Genomic DNA, 25,076 nt, shown 5'->3' on the forward strand with positions numbered 1-25,076 from the left:
CGCGCTGATGACCGGTTCGATCTCGGCCACGGCTTGTTGGGCGCTGACTGCCGGCAACGGCTCGACTTCTTCGCCGAGGCCGTCTTCCACTGCCGCCAGCAAGGCGGGCAAGGCGTCACCGGCAATGGTTGGCTCAGCGACAAACTCCAATACCTGGCCGCGACGCGCACCGAGGCTGAGCAACTTGCTCAGGCTTTTTACCGATACCGCGCCGACGTCTCCATCGACGATGCGCACACGGATTTCACCGGCAAAACTTTTCGCCAATTGCGCGAGGATCTTCGCCGGGCGCGCATGCAGCCCGTGGGCGTTGGCCAGGGCAATGCGCACGCTTGGCCAGTCGGCTGGCAGTTCACCGCCGAGCACTTCCAGTACGGCCCGGCTGCTGGTGGCGCGGCCGAGTTCCTGGCCACGGCCTTCGATCAGCAAGGCACACAGGCGTTCGAGCAAGGTCTGGTGGGCCTCGCCGAGGCTGGCCAGGCAGAACAGGCCGCTCAAGGGCTGGCCCAGGTAACGCATCGGTTTATCCGGGGTGACAAAAGCCAGGCCCGGGCGCTTCACCGTCTGCTCGCTGTGCAACCACCACAGGCCATCGCCCAGGGGCAGCGCGTCGACTTGTTGCAGCACGGCGGCAAAGCCATTGCTCACGCAATCGGCCTGGCGCAGCAGGCGTGCGCCTCTCCACACCAGTTCTTCGAAATCATCAGCCGACACGCCCAGGCCAATCATCTGTGCGTCCAGCGCCAGCTCCTGCGGCGCACCTTGTAGCAGTTTCAGCAAGGCCTCGGCAGAACTGGCGCGACGCAGGGCCTGGCCCAGGTCGGTCTCGCCGAGGGCACGGGTCAGCAGTTGCAGCAGGCGCAGGTGTTCGTCGGATTTGGCGGCAATGCCGATCGCCAGGTAGACGATCTGGCCATCGCCCCAATCCACGCCGTCGGGAAATTGCAGCAGGCGCACGCCGGTGGCGAACACTTGGTCGCGGGTTTCGGGGGTGCCGTGGGGGATGGCGATACCCTGGCCGAGAAAGGTCGAACCTTGGGCTTCACGCGCTTGCAAGCCACTGAGGTAACCCTCGGCGACCAGGCCATCGGCCACCAGTTTTTCAGCGAGCAGTTGCAAGGCAGCAGACTTATCCACAGCCGTCTGGCCCATGGATATCTGCTCGTGGGTGAGCTCAAGCATGCCGTTCTCCTAGTTAGTGCGGCGGGCGCACTAGGTATTATTTTGAATAAATCAGTGCAAAAGCGTTCGAATAAAATTGACTGAGTGGTCAGTTGGCAGGACCACACTCGTCGCGATAATCGTAAAAATACGCTTGCTGAAACGTTTAATCTAGAATTTATGGCAGATTACGCGTTAATTTCCCATGATTGAAGAGCCACTCGGCTGTTGAGTTGCGACAATGGTCGCCTGCAGTAATCGGTTACGATTGGACAAAATGTCGGGGCAAGCTCTAAAAAACAAGGAAATCCCGGTTTGAAACTCAGTGATATCGCGCGCATTGCCGGTGTGTCTGTGACCACCGCCAGCTACGTCATCAATGGCAAGGCCGAACAGCAACGGATCAGCAGCGCAACCGTCGAACGGGTGCGCGCCGTGGTTGAAGAACATGGCTTTACGCCCAACCCCCAGGCCGCCGGGCTGCGCAGCCGGCACACCCGTACCCTGGGTTTTATCCTGCCGGACCTGGAAAACCCCAGTTACGCACGCATCGCCAAGTTGCTCGAACAAGGCGCCCGTGCCCGCGGCTATCAATTGCTGATCGCCAGCTCCGACGACGACGCCAACAGTGAGCGGCAACTGCTGCAACTGTTCCGCGCCCGCCGTTGCGATGCGCTGTTTGTCGCCAGCTGCCTGCCGGCCACCGACGACAGCTACCGCGAACTGCAAGCCAAGGGTTTGCCGGTGATCGCCATCGACCGGGTGATGGAGTCTACGCAGTTTTGCTCGGTGGTCAGCGATGATCGCCAGGCCTGCCAGCAATTGACCAGCAGCCTGCTGCACCCGCTGCCCAAGCAGATCGTGTTGATCGGCGCGCGGCCAGAGCTGAGCATCAGCCAGGAACGTACCGCCGGTTTCAAGCAAGCGCTGAAAGACTTCAGCGGCGAAGTGCTGATCGAACAAGGCGAGTCGTTCAGCCGCGACTGTGGCCGACAGCTGATGGAGCAGTTGCTGCAAAGCCTGGGGCATTTGCCTGACGCACTGGTGACTACGTCCTACGTCCTGCTGCAAGGGGTATTTGACGCGCTGCATGACTTCCCGCTCAAATCCCGGCCACTGCGACTGGGGACGTTTGGCGACACCCAACTGCTGGATTTCCTGCCGCTGCCGGTGAATGCCATGGCCCAACAGCATCAGTTGATTGCCGACACCGCGCTGCGCCTGGCGCTGGCGGCCATTGAAGAACAGCACTACGAACCCGGCGTGCATGCCATCGGCCGAACGTTCAAGCAGCGGATTCACTCGGAGTAAGCGGTGTGGAGCTGATCGACAGCCACACCCATCTGGATTTTCCGGACTTCGATACGGACCGCCGCGAAGTCCTGAGCCGCAGTCGCCGCCTGGGCGTGCGCAGGATGGTGGTGCTCGGGGTCTATCAGCAGAATTGGCAACGGTTGTGGGACCTGGTGCAAACCGACGCGGATTTATTCGCCGCCTTCGGCCTGCACCCGGTGTATCTCGACCACCATCGCCCCGCCGACCTGACGGAACTGGGCGACTGGCTGACCCGCCTGAACGGCCACCGGCAACTGTGCGCGGTGGGCGAAATCGGCCTGGATTATTTCCTCGAACAGCTGGACCGCGAACGCCAGCAAAGCCTGTTTGAAGCGCAACTGAAGCTGGCGGTGGACTTCCAACTGCCGGCGCTGCTGCATGTGCGCCGCAGCCACGCTGCCGTGATCGCCACTCTCAAGCGCATTCGGCTGCCACGGGGCGGAATCATCCACGCATTTGCCGGCAGCCAGGAAGAGGCCCGCGAGTACATCAAGCTCGGCTTCAAACTGGGCCTGGGCGGCGCGGCCACGTGGCCGCAAGCCCAGCGCATGCACAAGGTGATCGCCCGGCTGCCGCTGGAAAGCGTGGTACTGGAAACCGACTCACCGGACATGGCCCCCGTGATGTACCCCGGCCAGCGCAACAGCCCCGAACACCTGCCAGACATCTGCGCCGCCCTGGCGGAGCGCATGGGCATCAGTTCCTCAGCGCTGGCCGAGGCGAGCACCCGCAATGCCTGCGAGCTGTTCAACTGGTAGGCGCCCATCCCCGATGCATGCCTGGCCATGCCTCACACTCGAAAGGCCCCGATCAACTGCTTCAGCTCGATCACTTGCAAGGACAACTGCCGGCTGGCCTCTTCAGTCTGGTGCGCGCCCTGCGCTGCATGTTCACCGGCGCGATTGATCTCGACGATGTTCTGATCGATGTCATGGGCCACGGCAGTCTGCTGTTCGACGGCGGCGGCAATCTGCTGGTTCTGGTCGACGATCATGCCTACCGCGCCGAGAATGTTTTCGAGGGCCTGCTGGACTTTTTCCGACTGCCCCACCGTGCCATTGGCCATCTCGTGGCTGGTGCCCATGGCCTTCACCGCAGCGCCGACACCGCTGTGGAGCTTGGCAATCATCTGCTCGATCTCTTCGGTGGAGTGCTGGGTGCGCCGGGCCAAAGTGCGCACTTCATCGGCCACCACGGCGAAACCGCGTCCTTGCTCACCGGCGCGCGCGGCCTCGATGGCGGCATTCAACGCCAGCAGATTGGTCTGTTCAGCAATGCTCTTGATCACTTCCAGTACGCGACTGATGGATTGGCTGTCGATGGCCAATTGGTTGATGACCCGTACCGTTTGATCGATCTCCGAAGCCAACGCCGCGATACTGCCTTGCTGGGACTGCACCAGGCCGCGTCCGCTGACGGTTTCATCGTTGACGCTGTGGGCGCTGCTGACCGCCGCCGCTGCACTGCGCGCCACTTCCTGGGCAGTGGAGGACATCTGGTTCATGGCGGTCGCCACTTGCTCGATCTGGCTGCGTTGGCCGGACACGGCCTGGTTGCTGCTGGCCGAGACCGACTCCACTTGTCCGGCCTGGTGTTCGACCTGGTTGACGGTGTGCCCTACCCGCTCGATCAGGTCATGGATTTTGGCCACGGTGGCGTTGAACACCTGGCCCAAATCCCCCAGTTCGTCGCGGCTGTGGGCGATGAAGGTGACGGTCATGTCACCGGCCGCCACCTTGTCCATCGTCGCCCCCAGGCGGCGCAAGGTGGTGCGGGTGGAGGCGTAGAAACCGGCATACAAATAGAAGATCAGCAAAAACACCGACGCCAGTGCCGCCACCAATCCGATCATGTGCGTGCGGTTTTCTGACAGGCGTTGCTCCAGTTGCTGCTCGAGAAAGGTCAGGGTGGCTTCGTCGAGCTGATAGGTCTTGGCCATCAACGTGCTGACGTCGTCGTAGAAGCCTTGCCATGGGGCGTCGAGGGTTTCGGCCACCACGACCTGCTCTTCGAACAACTCACTGCCTTGCTTGAGGCTGGCCTTGCTCGCGTCCGCCAGGCTCGCCAATGCTGCGTGGGCGGGCTTGCTGGAGCCGAGGGCATCCTGCAGTTTCAGGCCGTATTCCGCCTGGAGCTTTTCCAGTTGCTGCAGCAACTCGTCAAAACGAGTGCTGGACGACGAATTGAGAAAACCCTGGCCCAACGAATAAGCCCCCATGGCCCGGCCTTCCCCCAGGGTCTGGGTGACTTGCGGGGTGACGCTGGTGATCAGTTCACTGAGTTGGCGCAGGTCGCCCTGGGGGTCACGGCTCAAACCCGACTGGCTGGCGATGATCTGGCTGAGCATCTGCGCCTTGTTGAGGAGTTTGCCGATCAGCGCGCTTTTGCTGAGCAGTGAAGTTTCCTGTTGCTGGGCCTTGAAGGCGGCGATCATTTCATCGCGCTTGGCTTCGAAGGCGGCGGCCTGCTCAGGGTCGGCGGACAGGGCGTGGAAGCTTTGCAGGCGCTGCAGCAGGCTGTCTTCGAGGGCGGTGATTTTGTTTTCGATATCACCGGCCTTGCCTGATTGGCCGAGGGTTGCGTTGATCTGTACCTGGTTGTTCAGGGTTTCCAGGTCGCGGCGCAGGGCCAGGCTGCTGCCCAGCAGGTCGAGGCTTTGCAGCTCGATGCGAGTGCCCTGGAATTCACGCCAGGAATCGCGCACCAGGTAGTAGTTGGTGGCCAGCATCGGCAACAGGAACAGCACGCTGATAAGGCTGAACTTCATGCCGAAGGTCAGGCGGTTCATGAACGCGACGGCGGGATAGAGCAAGCTCTTCACAGGTGAACTCCCTTTTCTTTTATTTTTATTGAGGGCGCAGGGCGGCGGCAGATAGCCACTATTTGGCGCTCTGTCTGTATAGCTCAATTCGAAAAGGAGGTTTGTAACTTAAGGTTAACGAGGTAGGAGCGAGCTTGCCCGCTCCTACAGGGGGGGGGGGGGGCAAATCAGGGCAGCACGGTCCAGATGGCAAAGCCGGCATACCACAGCACGGCGGCACGCAGCAGCAACTCCCAGATACGATCAAGGCTGTTGATGCCCTCGGCGCCTACCACCGGTGGCGGGATCTCCGCGGCCACCAGGCCCACCTTCTCCACCAGTTGCGCAGCACTGATGTCCCAGCTCAGCAGCTCATGCAGCATCACCCGGCCGACCGCCACAAAGTTGCCGACCAGGGCGAAACTCGCCGCCAGCAAACGTACCGGCAACCAGTCGAAGGCATGGCGCAATTGCCCGGCACGCTCGGCCACCAGCAGGTTCTTGCTGTTCTCGGTCGCCAGCGCCAGCAGACGGTAGGCCAGGGCGGCCACCGGCCCGAGGAGGAAGTACCAGAAAATCACCGCGAAGAAGCTTTGGTAGGCCTGCCACAACAGATGGCCCTGGACCCGCTCCAGCAACTGCTCACCACTGTCGGCGCTGATGCTCAAGTCACGTTCGGCCACATGTTCGGCCGCCTGCAGGTCACCCCGGCGCCAGGCATCACGGAACGGGCCCAATCCGGCCAGGAGATCGCCACGGCCCAGGCTGTAGATCACCACCAGCAGGTGCACCGGCAGCGCCAACAGGCCATAGGCCACTGGCTCCAGCACCAGCAACAACAGCGCAAGCAAGGCCACCGGCAACAGCACCAGCAACGTGAGGATCAGCCACGGCTGCTTGCCCAGGCTGGCGCTCGACTCCAGCTTGGCCAGTTCCCGCAACCAACCGCCATCACGTTGTATTCGGTGACGCAGGGCCGAGAACTTCTCGATCCATACCGCCAGCACCAACACCAGAAAACTCATTGTGCGTGTCCTCCATCCTGCAAGGCGCTGCGAAAGCGCGCCCAATCAAATTCGGGTCCGGGGTCGGTCTTGCGTCCCGGGGCGATATCGCTATGGCCACAAATGCGCTGGCGGGTAATGCCCGTGTACGCCGCCAGCAACTGGCGCGTCAGGGCGATCAGGGATTGATACTGGGCATCGGTGAAGGGCAGGTCATCAGTGCCCTCCAGCTCGATCCCCAGGGAAAAGTCGTTACACGTCTCACGCCCCTCGAAGCTCGATACCCCGGCATGCCAGGCTCGGTCCCGGCACGAGACAAACTGCGTCACCGCGCCATCACGCTCAATCAGAAAATGCGCAGAAACCCGTAGGTCGGCAATACCTTCAAAGTAGGGATGTTCCGTGACATCCAGGCGATTCTGGAAAAACTCGTGCACCTTGCCGGTGGCGAATTGCGCCGGTGGCAGGCTGATGTTGTGCACCACCAACAGGGAAATCTCGCCACCGGGGCGCTCGTTGAAGTTGGGCGAGGGGCAATGACGAATGCCCTGGCACCAACCGCTGGCGGGGTCCAACTGCATACTGGTTCCTTGAACGAGGCTGGGGTGACTCAGTATGCCGCGTTCCGCTGTCTGGTTGCGATCACTTGGCGCGATGAAGTTGGCGCAGGTTGCCAATCACCGAAGCCAGGGCGCGGTCGAACAACAGCGCATCATCCAGGGTTCGCACCGCGCCGCGCTTGAACTCCAGGGCCAGTTCAAGCGGATTTTTTTCCAATACCTTGAGGCCGGTTCGATTGACGAAAATACAGGTATTGCCCGGCGCAATAATCGCCGTCAGCTTGCAACGCAGGGTGTTTTCGGCATCTTCCTGAAATTCCACCCAGCAACCGATCCGCAGTTGGCGAACCTTGAGCAGGTCGGGATCATCTTCCGGCAGGCTCGCCTCGATGGCCGGTGCCGCGGGACTGAGGACGAATGCCTCGCGCACCTCGACTTGCGACAGCGACGATTGTTCCTCGGCACTGCCCCGGAACGACTGGACATGCAGGGTTTGCAAGCGGGTGAAAAATTCCCGGGTAATGAAGGGATCGAATGCCGCTCCGCTCAACCCATCGCGCAAGGCTTTCAGCAAGCCTGGCAACTGCTCCAGCAGGTGCCGGCCGGCTTCGGTGTCTTCGCTGAGGCCGACACTCCAGATCAACTCGTCCATGGTGCGCAACCCGGCCAGCCATTGTGGCGAGTGCTCGCCATGCTTCAGGCACGCCAGCAACAGCACCTGGCTCCAGGCCTGTTGCAGGAACTGCACCACGACCTCGGGCAGTACTTTGCCCAGCAACCGCAGATTGAGGGCTTCGGCTACACGCTGACGAGCGATTTCGGTACGGGCGCGCCCTTCTTCCGCATCGCGGGTACGTTGCTCCAGCAATTCGCTGCGGCGTCGCTCGTCATGGGTAAACGCGGTGAACTCGGTCAGTAACTGGGAAAAGATTGCCGGATCATCCACAAAATCATTCAACAACCGCTGCACTACCTGCTCGATGTGCAGGTACAGGCTGTCGCGCTGATAATCGTCGCGCTGGCTCCAGCCCATGGCCGCCGAAGCGATTTCATTGAGCAAGCGTCGCGCCGGGTGATTGGTGCGGCTGAAAAAACTCTTGTCCAGCACCGCCACTTTCAGCATCGGGATCTGCAGGCGGGCGATCAGCGCCTTGAGGGACTCGGGCACCGTACCGTCATTAAGGATGAACTCGAACAGCATGGCGATCAGGTTGATCACATCCTCGTCCGCATCCTCCACCACCCGCGACTTGCCGCTCTTGACGCTGACCCGGGTCAGCAATTGTTCAAGCTGGTTGCGCAGGTCGAAATCGTCCTCGACCTCAGGCTCAGGCACATATTGCTGCAAATGGGAGAGCAGGCGCAGCAGGTCACGGGTGGAGATGGGCTGGGTCTCGGCGCTGGCTTCCAGCGTGGGTGCCACGCTGCCGCGCACTGCCGACAGCAATTCCTGCAACGCCGCGAAAACTTCCTGGCCGCTGTCGTCTGCCGGGTGGCCGGCAATCGGCGGGGTGTCTTCAGGCAACTCGGCCGTGGCGACGGCGCGCCGCGATGGCACGGCCTTGAGTTCGGGCAATACGCCAGTGGCGATCAGCAACTGATTGGCTTCGCCGTACAACAGATCAGCGTCACTGAGCACGTATTTCTCAAACAGCTTGAGAATGATCAGCTTGACCCGGATTTCCACGCCAAGGCTGCGTCCTGCTTGCAGAAAAAACGCGCACAGCATTGCCGGGCCCAGGGGGTTGTCCCGATCATCCAGGCGTTTGTCGAGCAAGGCATTCAGCCGGGCTGTCAATTGCCCAAGGGCGAGCCCGTCACGGCGCAGCACCTTGCCCAGCATGGCCTCGAGCGCGACGGCTTTTTCCAGCTCATCGCCCGAGACCCCGGGCGCCGCGGTGTAGGACACCACCGGAATCAGTTGCAGCTCACCGCGCTCCACGTTGCCAAGATTGGCAAACGCTTCGTAGAGTTGCTCCATGAAGCCACGCTCGAAATTCTTGCGCTTGAGGCGCAGGTCGCGCATGGCCTCAAAGAAAATACCGTGGTCGACGTTACTGCGGGTCTTGTCGGCCATTTCGAACAGGGTGTCGTCGGCGTTATCAAACAGCTCCTGCAGTCCCTGCCTGAGTTGCTGCGCCGCCTTGTCACGGACCTGGAGCAACACCACCGGCAGGCGGGCGAGCGGCGATGGCGTCGCCCGTGCCTTATTGATCGGCACCACCTTCCCGTCATTGTGCATCCTGGCCTCCTGAAACGGCGGTATTCGATTGTGTGAAGGATCGGTGCAGCAACGGCGCGAAGCACGCCGGGGCACTGCGAAAATCGGGCTATCACCGTGACGTCAAAGCTATGACGCCAATTGCAAGGCGCGAGATTATCTTGCAAATGAGGGTTGTTGCGCCAGCGAACTCTGTGATTGCCGTGTAAATGAACATCGCGCACCGCACCCGTGGTGCCAGTTGCCTTGGGTTCAGGCCCGCCCTGCCCCTATAATCCAGGCACTTTGTTTGTGGAGCCTGTTATGCCCAATCTTCGTCTAGCCGACCTGACCGCCGAAATCGAAGCCAACGTGCGTCGCGCACTGCTGGAAGACATCGGCAGCGGGGATATCACCGCACAACTGATCCCCGCCGAACGCCTGGCCAAGGCCACGATCATCACGCGCGACGCCGCCGTCATCAGCGGCACGGCCTGGGTGGAAGCGGTGTTTCGCCAATTGGACCCACGCGTCGCGGTGCATTGGCAGGTGCGCGACGGCGAACGTGTCAGCCCCAACCAGGCGCTGTTTCACCTCGAAGGCCCGGCCCGCTCGCTGCTCAGTGGCGAGCGTTGCGCGCTGAATTTCCTGCAACTGTTGTCAGGCGTTGCCACCCGCGCCCAATACCTGGCGGACTTTGTCGCGTCCACCCAGGTCAAGCTGCTGGATACCCGCAAGACACTACCCGGCCTGCGCCTGGCGCAAAAATATGCAGTGACCTGCGGTGGTTGCCACAACCACCGCATCGGCCTGTATGACGCGTTCCTGATCAAGGAAAACCATATCGCAGCCTGTGGTGGCATTGCCCAGGCCATCAGCGCCGCCCACAAGATCGCCCCGGGCAAGCCGGTGGAAATCGAAGTAGAAAGCCTGGAGGAACTGCGTGAGGCACTGGCGGCGGGCGCCGACATCATCATGCTGGATGAGCTGAGCCTGGATGACATGCGCGAAGCGGTGCGCCTGAACAACGGCAAAGCCAAGCTGGAGGCCAGTGGCGGGATCAACGAAAGCACCCTGCTGCCCATCGCTGAAACCGGCGTGGACTACATCTCCATCGGGGCGATGACCAAGGATGTGAAGGCGGTGGATTTGTCGATGCGGCTTAGTCTCTGAAACGCCCTTGAATGTAAGCGCCTGCTTTTGTGGCGAGGGAGCTTGCTCCCGCTGGAGTGCGCAGCGCTCCCAAGGTTTTTGGGGTCGCTTGGCAACCCAGCGGGACCAAGCCCCCTCGCCACATCAAACTTGTGTCAGATCGCGAGATTGTTCATCCCGCAATACTCGTTCCAGTCGACACCCAACACCTCGGCCGCTTCCTTGTGCAAAGCCAGGCGCGCCGCCTCGAACGCTTCGGGGGTGGAGGTGTACTTCAGGGTCAGTTCCCATGGCTGCAGGCCCTGGGCCTCGGCCTCATCCTCAAACGCCCATTGGATCTGGTCCCTTTGATCATCGGCGCTCAGGTCCTTGATCTCATCCAGCAGTTCCGGCGACTCCGCGACGTACTTTTTGAGGGCTGCTTCGTGCCGCGCTTCCTGGGTCATTTCTTGTGTGGTCATGTCGTTCTCTTAGATCGAGGAATGGGGATGCATCTGGGTCATCAAGGTCGCGCAGATACAAAAGAACAGGCATGAATACCGGTTCGTCTGGCCTTCAGAACCATTCTGGGATCATCTGAAAACTGTGTTGCCTTTGTGCCCGAGACAGGAATCGAACCTGCGACCTTCGCGTTACGAGTGCGCTGCTCTACCGGCTGAGCTACACGGGCGGTGGGCTAAAGCTAGCACTGCCTTGGACGTCCGGCAACTCACTGCATTTCGAGGGCAATCACACCTTGCACCCAAAAGCGTGGCTGCAGGTGACCGTTGCCCAGGCCCATGTAGCGCTCGCTGCGCTCCGTGAGTCGGGGCACGTCACGAATCGCGACGAACACCAGCAAGCCCACGGCCACGACGCTCGCGGCCATCCACACCCTGTACAACGCCGGCACCGGGGCGACCGATGGAACGCGCCACACATGCAATCCCATCAGCCAGCCAACCACCAGCGCCAGCCAGAGTTGCGACACCGGCATCACGATCACCCCATCCACCTGTGCCTGGGCCAGTGCACCGATCAGCGAGGCAAACAGGCACAGGCGCAGCAGGTCCACGGGCGCCAATGACCACGCACGCTCACGCAACACGCCCAAGGTTGACCAACCCGCCCACGCAACCAACGCGATCACGCACAGCGTCGACGGTACGCCCCATTCGCTGGCCCACTGCAGAATCGCCTGGTGAGGGTGAGCGGCAATGTCATTGGCGATGTCGGCAAAATGCATCGGCCCGAAACCCAGCCAGGGCCGCTCGATAATCATGCTCCAGGCCTGCCACCATATCGGCCCACGCCCCGAGAGGCTGGTGGTCAGTCGATCTACGGCACCATTGGAAATTACAATCCCCAAGTACCCTGCCAGCACCGTGAAGACCAACCAATACAACACTAACCCACAGGCCAGTGCCGCCAACTGCCAGCCCAGCCAACGGCGCCCCTGCGGCCCCAGGAACATCAGCACGCAGCCGGCAGCGCCCATACCGAGCCAGGTGCCGCGGGTACCGCCACCGATCGCGATCAGCCACCAGACACACAGCAGGGCGAACACTGCGCCCCGCGCTGGACGAGCGACGTTTGAAACCAGCAAGGGAAGCGCCAGCAGCGGCAGGGTGAAGGTCTGGAACTGACCGTAGAAACGTTTATTGGAGAACCCGGACAACAGCAAATCGGTATTCACGATTGCTTCGCCGCTGGTGAAGGCGAGGACCCCGGCGTGCAGATATTGAATGCTTTTAACCATGCACAGCAGCAATACGAACAGGACCAATACACGATCCAGGGACTCATCCCCATTGCGCCTGGCCCGGCTGAAAGCCACAGCAGTGGCGCAACAACTGATGAGCAGCGCCAGCTCGGTCAACGCCCAGAGTGGCTGGTGGGCCAACAGGGCCGAAACCAGCCCCGCGCCCCCGATCAGCGACACCCCGAGCGCTGTCGACCTGTCTACGCATCGCTCTGCCTGCGGCAAGCACAGCCCATACACCACCGCACACAGCGCCACCGATATCTGCACCGCACGTTGCCAGTCATGGCTACTGAACGGCGCGCAAATAGCCAGCATCAGCAGACACATAACCACGATGAGGAATATGTTCCCCCGCTGCTGGACAGACGACGTCATCGGCGACCTCTACTTCCTTGTGATGGGCGTAGAGCGGTTTACACACACGCTCTTCCTTGCTGCGTAAACAGTAGACGACCTGATGATCACGCGCCGCCGGAAGCACAACCTTTAGCGGCGTATTGGTCTTCTGCCGTGGTGGTGCACTTCCAGCCGGTTGTGGCGCTACGGGTCAAGGTGATGATCTTGCCCAGGACCGGCGCGGGTGCATCGAGGATTTCACAGGCAATCGTGCCAGCACCGGTGGCGATGTCGCCGGTCACGTCAATCTTGCAGTTGGCCGTTGGGCTGGTCCCTCCAATCAACGCCAGGGTCGGTGGCGTCCCCTGGTTCAGCGTGTCTTCAAAGCCCGCCTTCAACGCGGAGACTTCGGCCAGCCCTGCGGTGAACTTGGCCTTGGCCTGGTGCTTGGTGTACATGGGCAGGCCGATGGTGGCCAAAATGCCGATGATTGCCACGACGATCAACAATTCGATCAAGGTAAAACCTTTCTGACGCATCACATTCACTCTCCAGAATAAAACCTTTCGCGAGGCGCATCCTGCACCCCGTCTCGGCAACCGCGCCAGTGTACTCACCCCCGCGCAACCAATGCTGAACAAGACGCACAAACTGACATTTTTTCGCTCACGGCGAGCCTGCCCGAATCCGTCACCTGACTAAGCTATAAATCTTCCACTGTCTGTGTGCGGAACCGTGAAATGAATGATGTTTCAGCGATCTATGCCTGGGAAGGCGTCAACCGCAAAGGGCGCAAGGTATCCGGAGAAACCCGCGGTCACAATCCCGCCCTGATCAAGGCACTGCTGCGCCAACAAGGTATCAATCCTGGGCGCGTACGCAAGAAATTCGCCGGTTGGCCGAGCCTCGCCCTGCCGGTCAAACCGGCAGAGATCGCCCTCTTCACTCGCCAATTGGCGACGCTGCTGAAGGCAGGTATCGCACTTTTACAGGCGCTGGATATCATCGCCGAGGGCTTCGACAACCGGCATATGGGGGCGCTGGTACAAGGCTTGAAGCAGGAGATCGCCGCCGGCAGCAGCCTGGCTGTCGCCTTGCAGAAATACCCACGCTACTTCGATGATCTGTACTGCAACCTGGTTGCGGCGGGTGAACAGGCGGGCGCACTCGAAGCGCTGTTGGAAAGGGTGGCCATTCACCTGGAAAAAAGCGAACAGCTGAAAGCCAGAATCAAGAAGGCCATGACCTATCCCGTGACGGTACTGGCAGTCGCCACCGCTGTCAGCGCAATCCTGCTGATTCACGTGGTGCCGCAGTTTCAGGGGTTGTTTGCCGGCGTCGATGCACAACTGCCGGGCTTTACCCTGGGCGTCATCAGCCTGTCGGAGTTCATGCAGCAAAGCTGGTGGATGCTGATCCTGGCCGCGGGTGCCGGTTTCGCAGGACTGCGCAAAGCCTATCGCTCGTCCACAGGCTTTCGCCACTGGCTCGATGCCAGTTTGTTGAAAGCTCCCGTGGCAGGCACACTGCTGAAAAAATCGGCGGTCGCCCGCTACGCTCGCACGCTCTCGACCACCTTTGCGGCGGGCGTTCCATTGGTGCAGGCATTGGATTCCGTGGCCGGCGCCACGGGTAACGGGCAGTTCAAACAGGCAATCAATCGTATGCGGCACGACGTTGCAACCGGAATCCAGCTGAATGAATCCATGGCCATAAGCGGCCTGTTTCCAGGCATGGCGATCCAGATGACGGCTATCGGCGAGGAGTCGGGCACCCTCGATAACATGCTGGAAAAAGTCGCCTGCCACTACGAGGCTGACGTCGATAACCTGGTGGACAACCTTACCAGCCTCATGGAGCCGCTGATCATGGTGGTACTCGGCGGCATCGTCGGGGCATTGGTGCTGGCCATGTACCTGCCGATCTTTCAACTCGGTACAGCCTTTTGAGCACGCCACTGACTGAGATCCTCGTTTATCAGCCGTGGGTGTTTGTGTCAGGCGCGTTGCTGCTGGGCTTGATTGTCGGCAGTTTTATCAACGTGCTGGTATGGCGCCTGCCGAAGATGCTGGAACGTGAATGGCGAGCCCAGGCCCATGAAGTACTGGGCCTTCCCGCCGAGCCTGTCGCCGCGCCCTATAACCTGATGCACCCAAACTCCTGCTGCCCGCGTTGCAACCACCCGATTCGCCCCTGGGAGAATATTCCGCTGCTCAGTTATGTACTGCTCAAGGGACGTTGCTCAAGTTGCCATCAACCTATTGGCGCGCGTTATCCCATCACAGAACTGGCGTGCGGGCTGATCTCGGCGGTTGTCGCCTGGCATTTCGGTTTTGGCTGGGCAGCCGGAGCGGTGTTGTTGTTGAGTTGGGGCTTGCTGGCGATGAGCCTGATCGATGCAGACCACCAACTGCTGCCGGATGTGCTGGTGCTGCCGTTGCTGTGGCTGGGCCTGATCCTCAACAGCTTTGGCGTTTTTGTTTCATTGCCCGATGCGCTGTGGGGCGCGGTAGCCGGTTACATGAGCCTGTGGTCGGTGTTCTGGGTGTTCAAGCTGATTACCGGCAAGGACGGGATGGGGCACGGGGATTTCAAGCTGCTGGCCATGCTCGGTGCCTGGGGCGGCTGGCAGATCCTGCCGATGACGCTGTTGCTGTCTTCCCTGGTGGGTGTGATGGGAGGCCTGATTCTATTGCGCCTGCGCAAAGCCCACGCATCCACTCCAATGCCTTTTGGTCCGTATCTGGCAATTGCCGGCTGGATTGCATTGCTCTGGGGTGGTCAAATAACCGACTTCTATTTGCAGTCTGTCGGTTTCAGATGACCACTTCTGTCGCAACACCCTGGATTCTTGGCCTCACTGGCGGCATCGGCAGTGGCAAAAGCGCGGCCGCCGAACACTTCGTCCGGCTTGGCGTGGACTTGATTGACGCCGACCACGCCGCGCGCTGGGTAGTCGAACCCGGGCGCCCTGCCCTGGCGCAGATTGCCGGGCATTTCGGTGCGGATGNNCCGCGGCGCGTTGCGCAAGCTGATCTTCGAAGTGCCCGACGAGCGCCGCTGGCTGGAGGCGTTGCTGCACCCGCTGATCGCCGAGGAGATTCGCAGCCACCTGGCGCGTGCACAATCGCCTTACGCGATCCTGGTGTCACCGCTGCTGATCGAGTCCGGCCAGTACACCATGACCCAGCGGGTGCTGGTGATCGACGTGCCGCAATCGTTGCAGATACAGCGTACCCTGCAACGCGATGGCATCAGCGAAGCGCAGGTGCAGGCGATTCTCAAGGCCCAGGCCACCCGTGAAGACCGCCTGCGCCATGCCGATGACGTGCTGGTCAATGACCAGGACCTGGCCCGGCTGCACGCCGAGGTCGAGCGACTGCACCACTTTTACCTTACTTTGCGTGGAGGCCGATCATGAGCCAACCCTTGAACGTCGAATGCCCAACCTGCGGCGCACCTGTGGAATGGAAAGCAGAAAACGTCAACCGCCCCTTCTGTTCGGACCGTTGCAAACTGATCGACCTGGGCGCCTGGGCGTCCGAGGAACACAAGATCCCGGTCAGCCCGGACGCCGAGGACGACCTGTTCTCCGAAGACTTTCAGCCCAAACACTAAGGCCGCATAAAGCCATAGTCCTGCTGGTCGTCGAGATTCTCTGCAAGGTATTGCAACTCGTCGGCCAGGTCTTCAAAACTGCGCACGCCCTTGCTCTGCTGCACCACCGCACTGAGCATGGCGCGCAGGGTCAAGCCCGGGTCAAAGCCGATTTCCTGCGCCGCGTCCTGGCTTCTGCGTAACTCCTGCCGTGCCCACTCGTACACACTCATGATTCCGTGCTCCTGGAAATTTTGCAGAGCATGCGACCACTTGCGCGTGCGGCATTTGACCTGGATCAAGGCCGCGGATCGTCATCCTTCCAGGGCGCCGAGAGGTAGCGAGTGCGGTTGAATGTCTCCAGCCACTCGGGGCAGAACACCACCAGGGCGCTGATCACCATGCCGTTGATAAAGGCCTCGGGGAAAATGATCAGCCACAAGTAGCCGACAAAATCCTCGATCCATTCCGGCATCGCAAAACGGCCATCGAACCACAGCAAGCCCAGGCCTGCCAGCAGGCACAACAAGGCCGACAGTGCGGCGGCGAAAAAGCCCGAACAGAAGATATACACAAAGGGATTGCGTGGCTTCGCCCGCTCCACCAGCAGCGCACATCCTTCGGTGACCAGCACCGGCAACAGGATCAGCAGCATGCCATTAATCCCCACGGCGGCCAGGTCCTGGCGGCCGAGCAACACCAGGCCGATTTGCGCGGCAAAGCCTCCGACGATCGCCAGGGGCCAATCGAGCAACAAGGTCACGGCGGTCATGCCGATGAAGTGGTAGGACACCCCAGTGTCGAAATCCCGGCGCACCAACCACAACATGAACAGTGCGAATACGGTGCCGAACAGCAAGTGCTGGCGTCGGCGGTCGGTAAACAGCTCGACCCACGGCGAACGCAGGAGCGCCCACATCACCACCGGCGCATACAGCAGCCAGCCGATGCTGAGGGTTTCCGGCGCCAACACCGCTGCGCTGATCACGGCTGCACCTGCTCCAGGGCCTGGCGCAGTTCAGCGGCGGAGTCGTATTCGTGCTGCGCCACCAGCGTCCCGTGATCCAGTTGCAGCCACAGCACTTTATCCACAGGTGCGGGATAGCGCGGGCTTACACGGGCATCGCGGTCGAGCATGACGCGATAGTTGTAGGCCTGCATCGCCGGCACCGCGAACATCTTCGCGATCAGCCGGGGCATGCGCTGGATATCGGCGAGAAACACCGCATGCCGAGCCTCCAGGTAACCCTTGGGCTGGCCCTGCAGCGCCGTATCGACGATCTTGGCCGCGTCCATGCTGCGCGCTACGAGCAAGGTTTGCGCCTGCTCATCCAGGGTGTAGGCCTGGTCGAACTGATCAAGCAACGTCCAGGGTGCAACACGCTCACCCACTTCAACGGCTTGGGCCCACACGGGCAAAAGACTCAAGAACAGCACCACAAAACACTTCACTGCATACTCCTCATGCCACGGGACACTGTCGAGTGGCCAGTCTACACCGACCTTTTGACGCGGGACTTCCTGCGGTCATCATTTGGACGCTAAGCTGGTGACATGGATGACTCAGATTACTTGCGCCTGCTCACCGTAGCGGCCGAACAAGCCAATGCTTTCCTGTCCAATGCCCGCAAATGGGAGCGTGAGCGTTGGGTCTGCCAGCGCCTGTTGCAAGGCTTGAACGTGCCCTATCGCGCCGAAGAATTCCACGCCGCCGGGCAAGAACCGCCGGACGTGCTGTTTCGCGACGCCAGTTTCGAAGTGTTTTTCGTACTCGATGAAGGCCGGCGCCTGAACGATGAATGGCGCGACGAACTGCTGCGGCGGCGCAGCGCGTTTTCCCTGAGCCAACTGGTTCGGCGAGAAGCCAAGCCCCGGCGCATTCCCGCCCACGAATTCCTGTTGCGCCTGGCGCCCACCCTGCGCAAGAAGGCCCACAACTATAAAGAGCGCGGGATGGACCTGGGGGAGCTGGACCTCATCGCCTTCGCCAGCCTCAAGCGCGAAGTACTGGACCTCAACAGTCACTTCCCTCCTCCCACCGAGTACCTGCGCCAGGGCTGGCGCTCGCTGTCCCTCGTGGGGCCGACCTTCGCCCGCGTACTGTTCGCGCACCCGGACGCGCCGGACTTCTTGCGCAACAATCTGGGGCGCAGCATAGTGTTTGATGTGGGCATCAGCCTGTGATCGGGTTGGCGACTATGCTTCAGGCAATGCCGCCAATCACCCGACTGTAACGTGGCACCCTTCAGCAACGTCTACCTGACGAGGCCTTTATGACCAGCCGCCTGAACCCCGACGACCAACAGCATGTCGAAGAGTACCTGCAACTGTCCCAGAACCAAGTCGAGCGCAAGCCTTTCCGGCCCTGGCTGCTCCTTGCGGTGGTGCTGGTTGCAGTGATCGGCCTGGGTTTGCTGAGCCGCCTTTTGAGTTACCTGACGCTATGAGCTGCCTGGCGCTCGCTCGGGTAACTGCACCGATTTCCTTTAGCCTTGCGAGATATCCCCATGACCCATCGTATTATTATCGTCGGCGGCGGCGCCGGCGGCCTGGAGTTGGCTACCCGCCTGGGTAAGACTATGGGCAAGCGCGGCATCGCCAGCGTCACCCTGGTGGATGCCAACCTCACCCACATCTGGAAACCCTTGCTCCACGAGGTGGCGGCCGGCTCGCTGAACTCTTCGGAAGACGAACTCAATTATGTTGCCCAAGCAAAATGGAACCACTTCGAGTTCCAGCTGGGGCGCATGAGCGGGCTTGATCGCGAGCAGAAAAAAATCCAGCTGGCCGCCACCCTCGACGAGGAAGGCCGGGAACTGGTGCCCGCGCGCGTGCTGGGCTACGACAGCCTGGTGATCGCCGTCGGCAGCACCACCAATGACTTCGGCACCGAAGGCGCGGCGCAACACTGCCTGTTCCTCGACACCCGCAAGCAGGCTGAGCGTTTCCACCAGCAATTGCTCAATCACTATCTGCGCGCCCATGCCGGGCAGACGGACGTGGTAGAGCAGATCAGCGTCGCCATCGTCGGCGCCGGTGCCACCGGCGTCGAGCTGGCCGCCGAGCTGCATAACGCCGCACATGAACTGGCCGCCTATGGCCTGGACAAGATCAAGCCGGAAAACATGCACATCACCCTGATCGAAGCCGGCCCACGGGTGTTGCCTGCCCTGCCGGAGCGGATCGGCGGGCCTGTGCATAAAACCCTGGAGAAACTCGGGGTGACCGTCCTGACCAACTCCGCCGTGAGTGAGGTGACGGCCGACGCCCTGATCACCAGCAGCGGCCAGGTAATCCCGGCCAGTCTCAAGGTCTGGGCCGCCGGGATTCGTGCGCCAGGCTTCCTCAAGGACATCGACGGCCTGGAAACCAACCGTATCAACCAACTGCAAGTGCTGCCGACCCTGCAAACCACCCGCGACGAGAACATCTTCGCCTTTGGTGACTGCGCGGCCTGCCCGCAACCCGGCACCGATCGCAATGTGCCGCCACGGGCCCAAGCGGCTCACCAACAGGCCTCGTTGCTGGCCAAATCGCTGAAACTGCGGATCGAGGGCAAGGACCTGCCGTCGTATAAGTACACCGACTATGGCTCGCTGATTTCGCTGTCGCGTTTTTCGGCTGTGGGTAACTTGATGGGTAACCTGACCGGCAGCGTGATGCTGGAAGGCTGGCTGGCGCGGATGTTTTATGTGTCGCTGTACCGCATGCACCAGATGGCGCTGTATGGCTTCTTCCGCACGGCGATGCTGATGCTGGGGAGCAAGATCGGGCGAGGGACCGAGCCGCGCCTGAAACTGCACTGACAGCACGTTCCGGGATAGGACTCGGTGAGTGTGGGAGCGGGCTTGCTCGCGAAAGCGGTGGTTCAGTGCCAGATGCACTGGCTGACACACCGCTTTCGCGAGCAAGCCCGCTCCCACATTTGTTTTGTGGTGCGGACAGGATTCCGCGCACAAAAAAAATCCCCGTATCTTTCGATACGAGGATTTTTAATATGGTCGGGGTAAGGGGATTCGAACTCCTGACATCCTGCTCCCAAAGCAGGCGCGCTACCGGACTGCGCTATACCCCGGTAAAAAAAAGGCGACCTCTCAGTCGCCTTCTTCGATCAGCGCTTTTGGCCTCTGATCTTAAGATTCGATTCCAGCGTTAACTGGTCTCAAAAATGGTGGGTCGTGTGGGATTCGAACCTACGACCAATTGGTTAAAAGCCAACTGCTCTACCAACTGAGCTAACGACCCAAATATGGTCGGGGTAAGGGGATTCGAACTCCTGACATCCTGCTCCCAAAGCAGGCGCGCTACCGGACTGCGCTATACCCCGGTTTTGAAATTGGCTCCGTGACCAGGACTCGAACCTGGGACCCAATGATTAACAGTCATTTGCTCTACCGACTGAGCTATCACGGAACTACGTATTTCAAAGTGTTACGTTGTTGCATGTTACCTTCTCTTCGACGCTTCCGTATCGCTACGTTAGTGTCTCTGAGGCGCGCTATTCTACAATCTTAAAAACCCCTGTCAACCCTTTAAATTGCTTTTAAGACAATGATTTGCGCTTCTTTCTGATTTCTCCTTGGGGAGAAGAAACCGTTGGGCTGACGTTGCTGCGGGGCGCACTTTACAAGCCTTTGCCTTACAGTTCAACGCCCTATCGAAAAAAAAGGCCCCGCAATGCGGGGCCTCTTCTTATAGCAGTCCCGCTTGGGCTTAGTGGAAGACGATTTCGTCGTTCTCCACCGTCGCCTCGACGCTGGAGCCCGGCATAAAGCTGCCCGACAGGATCAGCTGCGCCAACGGGTTCTCGATCCAGCGCTGGATCGCACGTTTCAACGGCCGTGCGCCATAAACCGGGTCGTAACCAACCGCGATCAGCTTGTCCAACGCCTCGCGGCTCAGCACCAGGGACAACTCGCGCTCCGCCAGACGGCTGCGCAGGCGGCCCAACTGGATCTCGGTAATGCCCGCGATCTGATCCCGCGCCAGAGGCTCGAAGATCACCACTTCATCGACCCGGTTGATGAACTCCGGCCGGAAGTGGCTGGTCAGCGCGTCCATTACCGCTGCACGCTGGGCTTCACGGTCACCCACCAGCTCCTGGATCTGTACCGAGCCCAGGTTGGAGGTCATCACGATCACCGTATTGCGGAAGTCCACGGTACGCCCGTGACTGTCCGTCAGGCGACCATCTTCCAGCACTTGCAGCAACACGTTGAACACATCCGGGTGGGCCTTCTCGACCTCGTCCAGGAGGATCACCGAGTAAGGCTTGCGCCGTACCGCTTCAGTCAGGTAACCGCCTTCCTCGTACCCTACATAGCCTGGTGGCGCCCCGATCAGGCGAGCCACGGAATGTTTCTCCATGAACTCGGACATATCGATCCGCACCATCGCCTCTTCGGTATCGAAGAGGAATTCGGCCAGGGCCTTGCACAACTCGGTCTTGCCCACGCCGGTCGGGCCGAGGAACATGAACGAGCCGCTCGGACGGTTCGGGTCGGACAACCCGGCCCGCGAACGCCGCACCGCGTTGGACACCGCGACCACCGCCTCTTCCTGGCCGATGACGCGCTGGTGCAACAGGCTTTCCATCTTCAGCAGCTTGTCGCGCTCGCCTTCGAGCATTTTCGACACCGGGATACCGGTCCACTTCGAGACGACTTCGGCGATTTCTTCCTCGGTCACCTTATTGCGCAGCAGCTGGTTCTCAGGCTTGCCGTGCTGGTCGACCATCTGCAGGCTACGCTCCAGGTCCGGTATCACCCCGTACTGCAACTCGGCCATGCGGTTCAGGTCGCCTTTACGGCGGGCTGCTTCCAGTTCCTGACGGGACTGCTCGATCTTTTGCTGGATCTGCGCAGAACCCTGCACTTCGGCTTTTTCCGAGGTCCAGATTTCTTCGAGGTCCGAATACTCGCGTTCCAGGCGAACAATTTCTTCCTGGAGTTTTTCCAGGCGTTTCTTCGCCGGCTCGTCTTCTTCTTTCTTCAGGGCCTGGGATTCAACTTTCAGCTGAATCAGGCGCCGATCCAGACGGTCCAGCACTTCGGGCTTCGAATCGATCTCCATCCGAATGCGGCTGGCCGCTTCGTCGATCAAGTCGATGGCCTTGTCCGGCAACTGCCGATCAGTGATGTAGCGATGGCTCAGTTTCGCCGCCGCGATGATCGCACCGTCGGTGATCGCGACTTTATGGTGGACCTCATACCGCTCTTTCAAGCCACGCAGGATCGCGATGGTGTCTTCTTCGCTCGGTTCTTCCACCAATACTTTCTGGAAGCGACGCTCAAGGGCCGCGTCCTTCTCGATGTACTGGCGGTATTCGTTCAGCGTGGTCGCACCCACGCAATGCAACTCGCCCCGCGCCAGTGCCGGCTTGAGCATGTTGCCCGCGTCCATCGAGCCTTCGCCTTTACCGGCGCCGACCATGGTGTGCAGTTCGTCGATAAACAGAATGATCTGCCCTTCCTGCTTCGACAGTTCGTTCAGCAGGGATTTGAGGCGCTCTTCGAACTCGCCACGGAACTTGGCGCCGGCAATCAGCGACCCCATGTCCAGGGACAGCAGGCGCTTGCCTTTAAGGCCGTCCGGCACTTCACCATTGATGATGCGCTGGGCCAGGCCTTCGGCAATCGCGGTTTTACCCACGCCAGGTTCGCCGATCAGCACCGGGTTGTTCTTGGTGCGACGCTGCAGGACCTGGATGGTGCGACGAATTTCGTCGTCACGGCCGATCACCGGGTCAAGCTTGCCTTCTTCGGCGCGCTTGGTCAGGTCGACGGTGTATTTGTCCAGGGCCTGGCGGGACTCCTCGTGGTTAGGGTCATTTACCGCCTCGCCGCCGCGCAGGTTGTTGATGGCGTTTTCCAGGGCTTTTTTGCTCACGCCCTGGCCCAGCAACAATTTGCCGAGTTTGCTGTTGTCGTCCATCGCGGCGAGCAGCACTACTTCACTGGAGATGAACTGGTCACCCTTTTGCTGCGCCAGTCGATCCGCCTGGTTAAGCAGACGCGCCAGATCCTGGGACATGTTCACGTCGCCAGTCGGGTTTTGGATTTTCGGCAGTTGGTCGAGCTCTTTGCTCAACTCCTTGCGCAGGCTGTTGACGTCGAAGCCCACCTGCATCAGCAAGGGTTTGATGGAACCGCCTTGCTGCTCCAGGAGCGCTTGCATCAAGTGCGCAGGCTCGATGGCCGGATGATCCAGGCCAACCGCCAGAGATTGGGCATCGGATAAAGCCAACTGCAATTTGCTGGTTAAACGATCAATACGCATTAGTCACCTTCCTTTTGAGCAGGCCGGAGCTATGAACAAACACATCCTGAATGAAGAAACCTGCCAGATACCCTTATAGATGGGGTGGATTCTGGAAGATTCAAGCGGGCGACCGCTGACTTGCGTCAGGATTGACCCAAGTCAAAGGAGTCTAGCGTTCAAGCCAGACAAGGGAGGCAAACCGACCGGTGCGCGGGCTGCGACGGTAGGAATAGAAGCGGGGATCCGTCACGGTGCACAAACCACCACCGTACACGGCAGTGACGCCGCGGGCGGCAAGCCGCAGGCGAGCCAGTTGGTAAATGTCGGCCATGAACTTGCCCGGGTTCTGACTGGGCACGAACCCCTCAATCGTTTCCGGAAGTTGCTGCATAAAGGCTTCACGCACTTCCGGGCCGACTTCAAAGGCTTGCGGACCGATGGCCGGCCCCAGCCACACCAGTACGTCGGCTGGCTCGGTATCCAGGCTTTCAACGGTCGCTTCCAATACGCCAGCGGCCAGGCCACGCCAGCCGGCATGGGCTGCCGCGACGCGGGTACCGGCGCGATTGCAAAACAAGGCAGGCAGGCAATCAGCCGTCATCGAAGTGCAGGCGATGCCGGGAGTGCTGGTCCAACTGCCATCGGCTTCGGCAGTCCGGCCGGGATCCGCCTCGACGACAACCACACCGTGAACCTGGCGCAACCAGGCGGGCTGGATATTGAAGGCAGCGCAGAGACGACGGCGATTTTCGAGCACGGCATCGAGGCTGTCCTCGACATGATCGCCGAGATTTAGGCTGTCGAACGGCGCCACGCTGACGCCGCCCGCACGGGTGGTAACGCAGGCTTTCACCCCGGCCGGCGCGGGCCAGTCAGGAATCAGCCAGTCACTCATCCGATAAACGCCTCGCGATCCTGCTTGAGCAGCGACAACAACCAGACAAAATCGTCTGGGAGTGGCGATTCCCAGCTCATCCGCTTACCGCTCGTCGGATGATCCAGCTCCAGGAAGCGTGCATGCAGCGCCTGGCGCGGGAAGGTTTTCAGCGAATCAACCATGGTTGCACTGGCCGCCGGCGGAATGCGGAAGCGCCCACCGTAGGCCGGATCTCCGACCAACGGGAAGTTGATGTGCGCCATGTGCACCCGAATCTGGTGGGTACGACCGGTTTCCAGCTTTACCCGCACGTGAGTGTGGGAGCGGAAACGCTCAAGCACGCGGTAGTGGCTGACGGCTTGCTTGCCGCCTTCCATCACCGCCATGCGCTGGCGCTGCTGGCCGTGGCGGCCGATCGGGGCATTGATTTTGCCACCGGCGGTTACCACGCCGATCACGATGCATTCGTAGATCCGGCTGACGCTGCGGCTCTGCAGTTGTGTGACCAGCTGCGTCTGCGCCTGAATGGTCTTGGCTACCACCATGAGGCCGGTGGTGTCCTTGTCCAGGCGGTGCACGATGCCGCAGCGCGGGACATTGATGATGTCCGGCACGTGGTGCAACAAGGCATTGAGCAGCGTGCCATCAGCGTGCCCGGCGGCCGGGTGAACCACCAGGCCGGCAGGTTTGTTGATCACCAGGATGTCGTCGTCTTCATAGACGATGTCCAGTTCAATGTCCTGGGCGATCCATTCTCCCTGGGCTTCCTGCTCGGCAGTCAGCTCAAGAATCGCACCACCATGGACTATGTCTCGCGGGCGGATAACCGCTCCATCCACAGTCAGGCGGCCGTCTTTGATCCAGGCGGAAAGGCGCGAGCGCGAGTGCTCAGCGAATAATTGTGCGGCGACTTGATCGAGGCGTTGGCCGCCCAATTCGGACGGCACCTCTGCGCGAAGTTCAATTTTATCGGACATGCTCAGACTAGGCGTGGCACAGCCTTTGGTTTCGGCTGCGCGCTTGTGGTTAAATACGGCGTCTTTTGCCCCG

At 60.7% G+C, this 25,076-nt stretch carries 23 protein-coding genes, 5 tRNA genes and 2 pseudogenes; 10 read left to right on the top strand and 20 right to left on the bottom strand.

Annotated elements, in window-relative coordinates:
- Positions 1-1,182, bottom strand: a 1,182-nt coding sequence (gene fruB / locus HX846_RS04390; protein ID WP_178965027.1) for a fused PTS fructose transporter subunit IIA/HPr protein, incomplete at its 3' end; no start/stop codon positions are given.
- A 294-nt stretch (positions 1,183-1,476) separates the two neighbouring features.
- Here fruB and cra point away from each other — a divergent pair.
- Together cra and HX846_RS04400 are read left to right on the top strand one after the other, a co-directional pair.
- Complete coding sequence (gene cra / locus HX846_RS04395) at positions 1,477-2,472, top strand: catabolite repressor/activator (RefSeq protein WP_003215943.1); 996 nt, start codon at positions 1,477-1,479, stop codon at positions 2,470-2,472.
- 5 nt (positions 2,473-2,477) lie between these two features.
- Entirely contained in the window at positions 2,478-3,254 is a 777-nt protein-coding gene (locus tag HX846_RS04400; RefSeq protein WP_178965028.1) for a TatD family hydrolase, read from the top strand.
- A 32-nt stretch (positions 3,255-3,286) separates the two neighbouring features.
- Here the strand turns inward: HX846_RS04400 and HX846_RS40340 are convergent, their stop codons facing one another.
- The 5 genes and pseudogenes from HX846_RS40340 to HX846_RS04420 form a co-directional block, all read right to left on the bottom strand.
- Complete coding sequence (locus HX846_RS40340) at positions 3,287-4,216, bottom strand: methyl-accepting chemotaxis protein (protein ID WP_372241965.1); 930 nt, start codon at positions 4,214-4,216, stop codon at positions 3,287-3,289.
- Positions 4,193-5,284 (bottom strand): annotated as a pseudogene (locus HX846_RS40345) (methyl-accepting chemotaxis protein); the annotation flags it as partial. The gene HX846_RS40340 and the pseudogene HX846_RS40345, both read right to left, overlap by 24 nt.
- Positions 5,285-5,484: 200 nt before the next feature.
- On the bottom strand, positions 5,485-6,321 hold the full coding sequence (ampE, locus tag HX846_RS04410; RefSeq protein WP_178965030.1) for a regulatory signaling modulator protein AmpE: 837 nt from the start codon (positions 6,319-6,321) through the stop codon (positions 5,485-5,487).
- Positions 6,318-6,881: a 1,6-anhydro-N-acetylmuramyl-L-alanine amidase AmpD gene (gene ampD, locus HX846_RS04415; protein WP_003215934.1), complete on the bottom strand. Its 564-nt coding sequence runs from the start codon at positions 6,879-6,881 to the stop codon at positions 6,318-6,320. The genes ampE and ampD overlap by 4 nt, the downstream gene beginning before the upstream one ends.
- A 61-nt stretch (positions 6,882-6,942) precedes the next feature.
- A complete protein-coding gene (locus HX846_RS04420) occupies positions 6,943-9,102 on the bottom strand; it encodes a DUF1631 domain-containing protein (RefSeq protein WP_178965031.1) in 2,160 nt (719 codons plus the stop codon).
- A gap of 282 nt (positions 9,103-9,384) precedes the next feature.
- On the opposite strand from HX846_RS04420, the gene nadC reads away from it, so the two are divergent.
- Entirely contained in the window at positions 9,385-10,233 is an 849-nt protein-coding gene (nadC, locus tag HX846_RS04425; protein WP_008437288.1) for a carboxylating nicotinate-nucleotide diphosphorylase, read from the top strand.
- A 134-nt stretch (positions 10,234-10,367) separates the two neighbouring features.
- Here nadC and HX846_RS04430 read toward each other — a convergent pair whose 3' ends face one another.
- The 4 genes from HX846_RS04430 to HX846_RS04445 all read right to left on the bottom strand — a co-directional run bounded on the left by HX846_RS04430 (position 10,368) and on the right by HX846_RS04445 (position 12,831).
- Complete coding sequence (locus tag HX846_RS04430; RefSeq protein ID WP_008437299.1) at positions 10,368-10,673, bottom strand: DUF6388 family protein; 306 nt, start codon at positions 10,671-10,673, stop codon at positions 10,368-10,370.
- A gap of 136 nt (positions 10,674-10,809) precedes the next feature.
- Positions 10,810-10,882: transfer RNA gene (locus HX846_RS04435), tRNA-Thr, on the bottom strand.
- A 39-nt stretch (positions 10,883-10,921) separates the two neighbouring features.
- Positions 10,922-12,331 carry an O-antigen ligase gene (locus HX846_RS04440; protein ID WP_178965032.1) on the bottom strand — a complete coding sequence of 470 codons (1,410 nt, stop codon included), beginning with the start codon at positions 12,329-12,331 and terminating at the stop codon, positions 10,922-10,924.
- An 86-nt stretch (positions 12,332-12,417) separates the two neighbouring features.
- A complete protein-coding gene (locus HX846_RS04445; RefSeq protein ID WP_087694624.1) occupies positions 12,418-12,831 on the bottom strand; it encodes a pilin in 414 nt (137 codons plus the stop codon).
- Between the two features lie 201 nt (positions 12,832-13,032).
- Here HX846_RS04445 and HX846_RS04450 point away from each other — a divergent pair, with 201 nt between their 5' ends.
- The 4 genes and pseudogenes from HX846_RS04450 (at position 13,033) to yacG (ending at position 15,910) form a co-directional block, all read left to right on the top strand.
- Positions 13,033-14,241: a type II secretion system F family protein gene (locus tag HX846_RS04450; RefSeq protein WP_178965033.1), complete on the top strand. Its 1,209-nt coding sequence runs from the start codon at positions 13,033-13,035 to the stop codon at positions 14,239-14,241.
- A complete protein-coding gene (locus HX846_RS04455; protein WP_372241964.1) occupies positions 14,238-15,116 on the top strand; it encodes an A24 family peptidase in 879 nt (292 codons plus the stop codon). Before HX846_RS04450 ends, HX846_RS04455 begins: the two co-directional genes overlap by 4 nt.
- Positions 15,113-15,713 (top strand): annotated as a pseudogene (coaE, locus tag HX846_RS04460) (dephospho-CoA kinase). Before HX846_RS04455 ends, coaE begins: the two are co-directional and overlap by 4 nt.
- Complete coding sequence (gene yacG, locus HX846_RS04465; protein ID WP_003215918.1) at positions 15,710-15,910, top strand: DNA gyrase inhibitor YacG; 201 nt, start codon at positions 15,710-15,712, stop codon at positions 15,908-15,910. The pseudogene coaE and the gene yacG overlap by 4 nt, the downstream one beginning before the upstream one ends.
- Here the strand turns inward: yacG and HX846_RS04470 are convergent.
- The 3 genes from HX846_RS04470 to HX846_RS04480 form a co-directional block, all read right to left on the bottom strand.
- Entirely contained in the window at positions 15,907-16,122 is a 216-nt protein-coding gene (locus HX846_RS04470; protein ID WP_003215917.1) for a hypothetical protein, read from the bottom strand. The two genes, yacG and HX846_RS04470, sit on opposite strands and share 4 nt — an antisense overlap.
- Before the next feature lie 65 nt (positions 16,123-16,187).
- The gene (locus HX846_RS04475) at positions 16,188-16,877 is read right to left on the bottom strand and encodes an energy-coupling factor ABC transporter permease (protein WP_178965034.1); all 690 of its coding nucleotides are present in this window, start codon (positions 16,875-16,877) and stop codon (positions 16,188-16,190) included.
- Entirely contained in the window at positions 16,874-17,341 is a 468-nt protein-coding gene (locus HX846_RS04480; protein ID WP_178965035.1) for an FAD/FMN-containing dehydrogenase, read from the bottom strand. Before HX846_RS04480 ends, HX846_RS04475 begins: the two co-directional genes overlap by 4 nt.
- A gap of 102 nt (positions 17,342-17,443) precedes the next feature.
- Here HX846_RS04480 and HX846_RS04485 point away from each other — a divergent pair, with 102 nt between their 5' ends.
- From HX846_RS04485 to HX846_RS04495, 3 genes are all read left to right on the top strand, one after another.
- Entirely contained in the window at positions 17,444-18,073 is a 630-nt protein-coding gene (locus HX846_RS04485) for a DUF1780 domain-containing protein (protein ID WP_008437312.1), read from the top strand.
- Between the two features lie 89 nt (positions 18,074-18,162).
- Positions 18,163-18,336, top strand: coding sequence for a DUF3094 family protein (locus tag HX846_RS04490; RefSeq protein ID WP_010174986.1), 174 nt, complete (start codon positions 18,163-18,165; stop codon positions 18,334-18,336).
- 60 nt (positions 18,337-18,396) lie between these two features.
- A complete protein-coding gene (locus HX846_RS04495) occupies positions 18,397-19,695 on the top strand; it encodes an NAD(P)/FAD-dependent oxidoreductase (RefSeq protein ID WP_178965036.1) in 1,299 nt (432 codons plus the stop codon).
- 192 nt (positions 19,696-19,887) lie between these two features.
- Here HX846_RS04495 and HX846_RS04500 read toward each other — a convergent pair.
- From HX846_RS04500 to rluD, 7 genes are all read right to left on the bottom strand, one after another.
- Positions 19,888-19,964, bottom strand: a tRNA-Pro gene (locus HX846_RS04500).
- A gap of 94 nt (positions 19,965-20,058) precedes the next feature.
- Positions 20,059-20,134: transfer RNA gene (locus tag HX846_RS04505), tRNA-Lys, on the bottom strand.
- A 5-nt stretch (positions 20,135-20,139) separates the two neighbouring features.
- Positions 20,140-20,216 (bottom strand) — tRNA-Pro (locus tag HX846_RS04510).
- 10 nt (positions 20,217-20,226) lie between these two features.
- Positions 20,227-20,302, bottom strand: a tRNA-Asn gene (locus tag HX846_RS04515).
- 300 nt (positions 20,303-20,602) lie between these two features.
- Positions 20,603-23,167: an ATP-dependent chaperone ClpB gene (gene clpB / locus HX846_RS04520; RefSeq protein WP_178965037.1), complete on the bottom strand. Its 2,565-nt coding sequence runs from the start codon at positions 23,165-23,167 to the stop codon at positions 20,603-20,605.
- 151 nt (positions 23,168-23,318) lie between these two features.
- Positions 23,319-24,044 (bottom strand): peptidoglycan editing factor PgeF, encoded by a 726-nt coding sequence (gene pgeF, locus HX846_RS04525; RefSeq protein WP_178965038.1) that lies wholly within the window; start codon positions 24,042-24,044, stop codon positions 23,319-23,321.
- Complete coding sequence (gene rluD / locus HX846_RS04530; protein ID WP_003215899.1) at positions 24,041-25,003, bottom strand: 23S rRNA pseudouridine(1911/1915/1917) synthase RluD; 963 nt, start codon at positions 25,001-25,003, stop codon at positions 24,041-24,043. Before rluD ends, pgeF begins: the two co-directional genes overlap by 4 nt.
- Positions 25,004-25,076: the final 73 nt, after the last annotated feature.

It is taken from the genome of Pseudomonas sp. K5002 (genome assembly GCF_013386655.1).
Classification (GTDB): Bacteria; Pseudomonadota; Gammaproteobacteria; order Pseudomonadales; family Pseudomonadaceae; genus Aquipseudomonas.

Coding starts and splice junctions, on each gene's coding strand:
- HX846_RS40340 (WP_372241965.1), bottom strand. CDS start 4,216: ATGACCGTCACCTTCATCGCCCACAGCCGCGACGAACTGGGGGATTTG.
- rluD (WP_003215899.1), bottom strand. CDS start 25,003: ATGTCCGATAAAATTGAACTTCGCGCAGAGGTGCCGTCCGAATTGGGC.
- nadC (WP_008437288.1), top strand. CDS start 9,385: ATGCCCAATCTTCGTCTAGCCGACCTGACCGCCGAAATCGAAGCCAAC.
- clpB (WP_178965037.1), bottom strand. CDS start 23,167: ATGCGTATTGATCGTTTAACCAGCAAATTGCAGTTGGCTTTATCCGAT.
- HX846_RS04470 (WP_003215917.1), bottom strand. CDS start 16,122: ATGAGTGTGTACGAGTGGGCACGGCAGGAGTTACGCAGAAGCCAGGAC.
- HX846_RS04485 (WP_008437312.1), top strand. CDS start 17,444: ATGGATGACTCAGATTACTTGCGCCTGCTCACCGTAGCGGCCGAACAA.
- HX846_RS04440 (WP_178965032.1), bottom strand. CDS start 12,331: ATGACGTCGTCTGTCCAGCAGCGGGGGAACATATTCCTCATCGTGGTT.
- HX846_RS04450 (WP_178965033.1), top strand. CDS start 13,033: ATGAATGATGTTTCAGCGATCTATGCCTGGGAAGGCGTCAACCGCAAA.
- HX846_RS04495 (WP_178965036.1), top strand. CDS start 18,397: ATGACCCATCGTATTATTATCGTCGGCGGCGGCGCCGGCGGCCTGGAG.
- HX846_RS04445 (WP_087694624.1), bottom strand. CDS start 12,831: ATGCGTCAGAAAGGTTTTACCTTGATCGAATTGTTGATCGTCGTGGCA.
- HX846_RS04490 (WP_010174986.1), top strand. CDS start 18,163: ATGACCAGCCGCCTGAACCCCGACGACCAACAGCATGTCGAAGAGTAC.
- ampE (WP_178965030.1), bottom strand. CDS start 6,321: ATGAGTTTTCTGGTGTTGGTGCTGGCGGTATGGATCGAGAAGTTCTCG.
- yacG (WP_003215918.1), top strand. CDS start 15,710: ATGAGCCAACCCTTGAACGTCGAATGCCCAACCTGCGGCGCACCTGTG.
- HX846_RS04420 (WP_178965031.1), bottom strand. CDS start 9,102: ATGCACAATGACGGGAAGGTGGTGCCGATCAATAAGGCACGGGCGACG.
- ampD (WP_003215934.1), bottom strand. CDS start 6,881: ATGCAGTTGGACCCCGCCAGCGGTTGGTGCCAGGGCATTCGTCATTGC.
- HX846_RS04430 (WP_008437299.1), bottom strand. CDS start 10,673: ATGACCACACAAGAAATGACCCAGGAAGCGCGGCACGAAGCAGCCCTC.
- pgeF (WP_178965038.1), bottom strand. CDS start 24,044: ATGAGTGACTGGCTGATTCCTGACTGGCCCGCGCCGGCCGGGGTGAAA.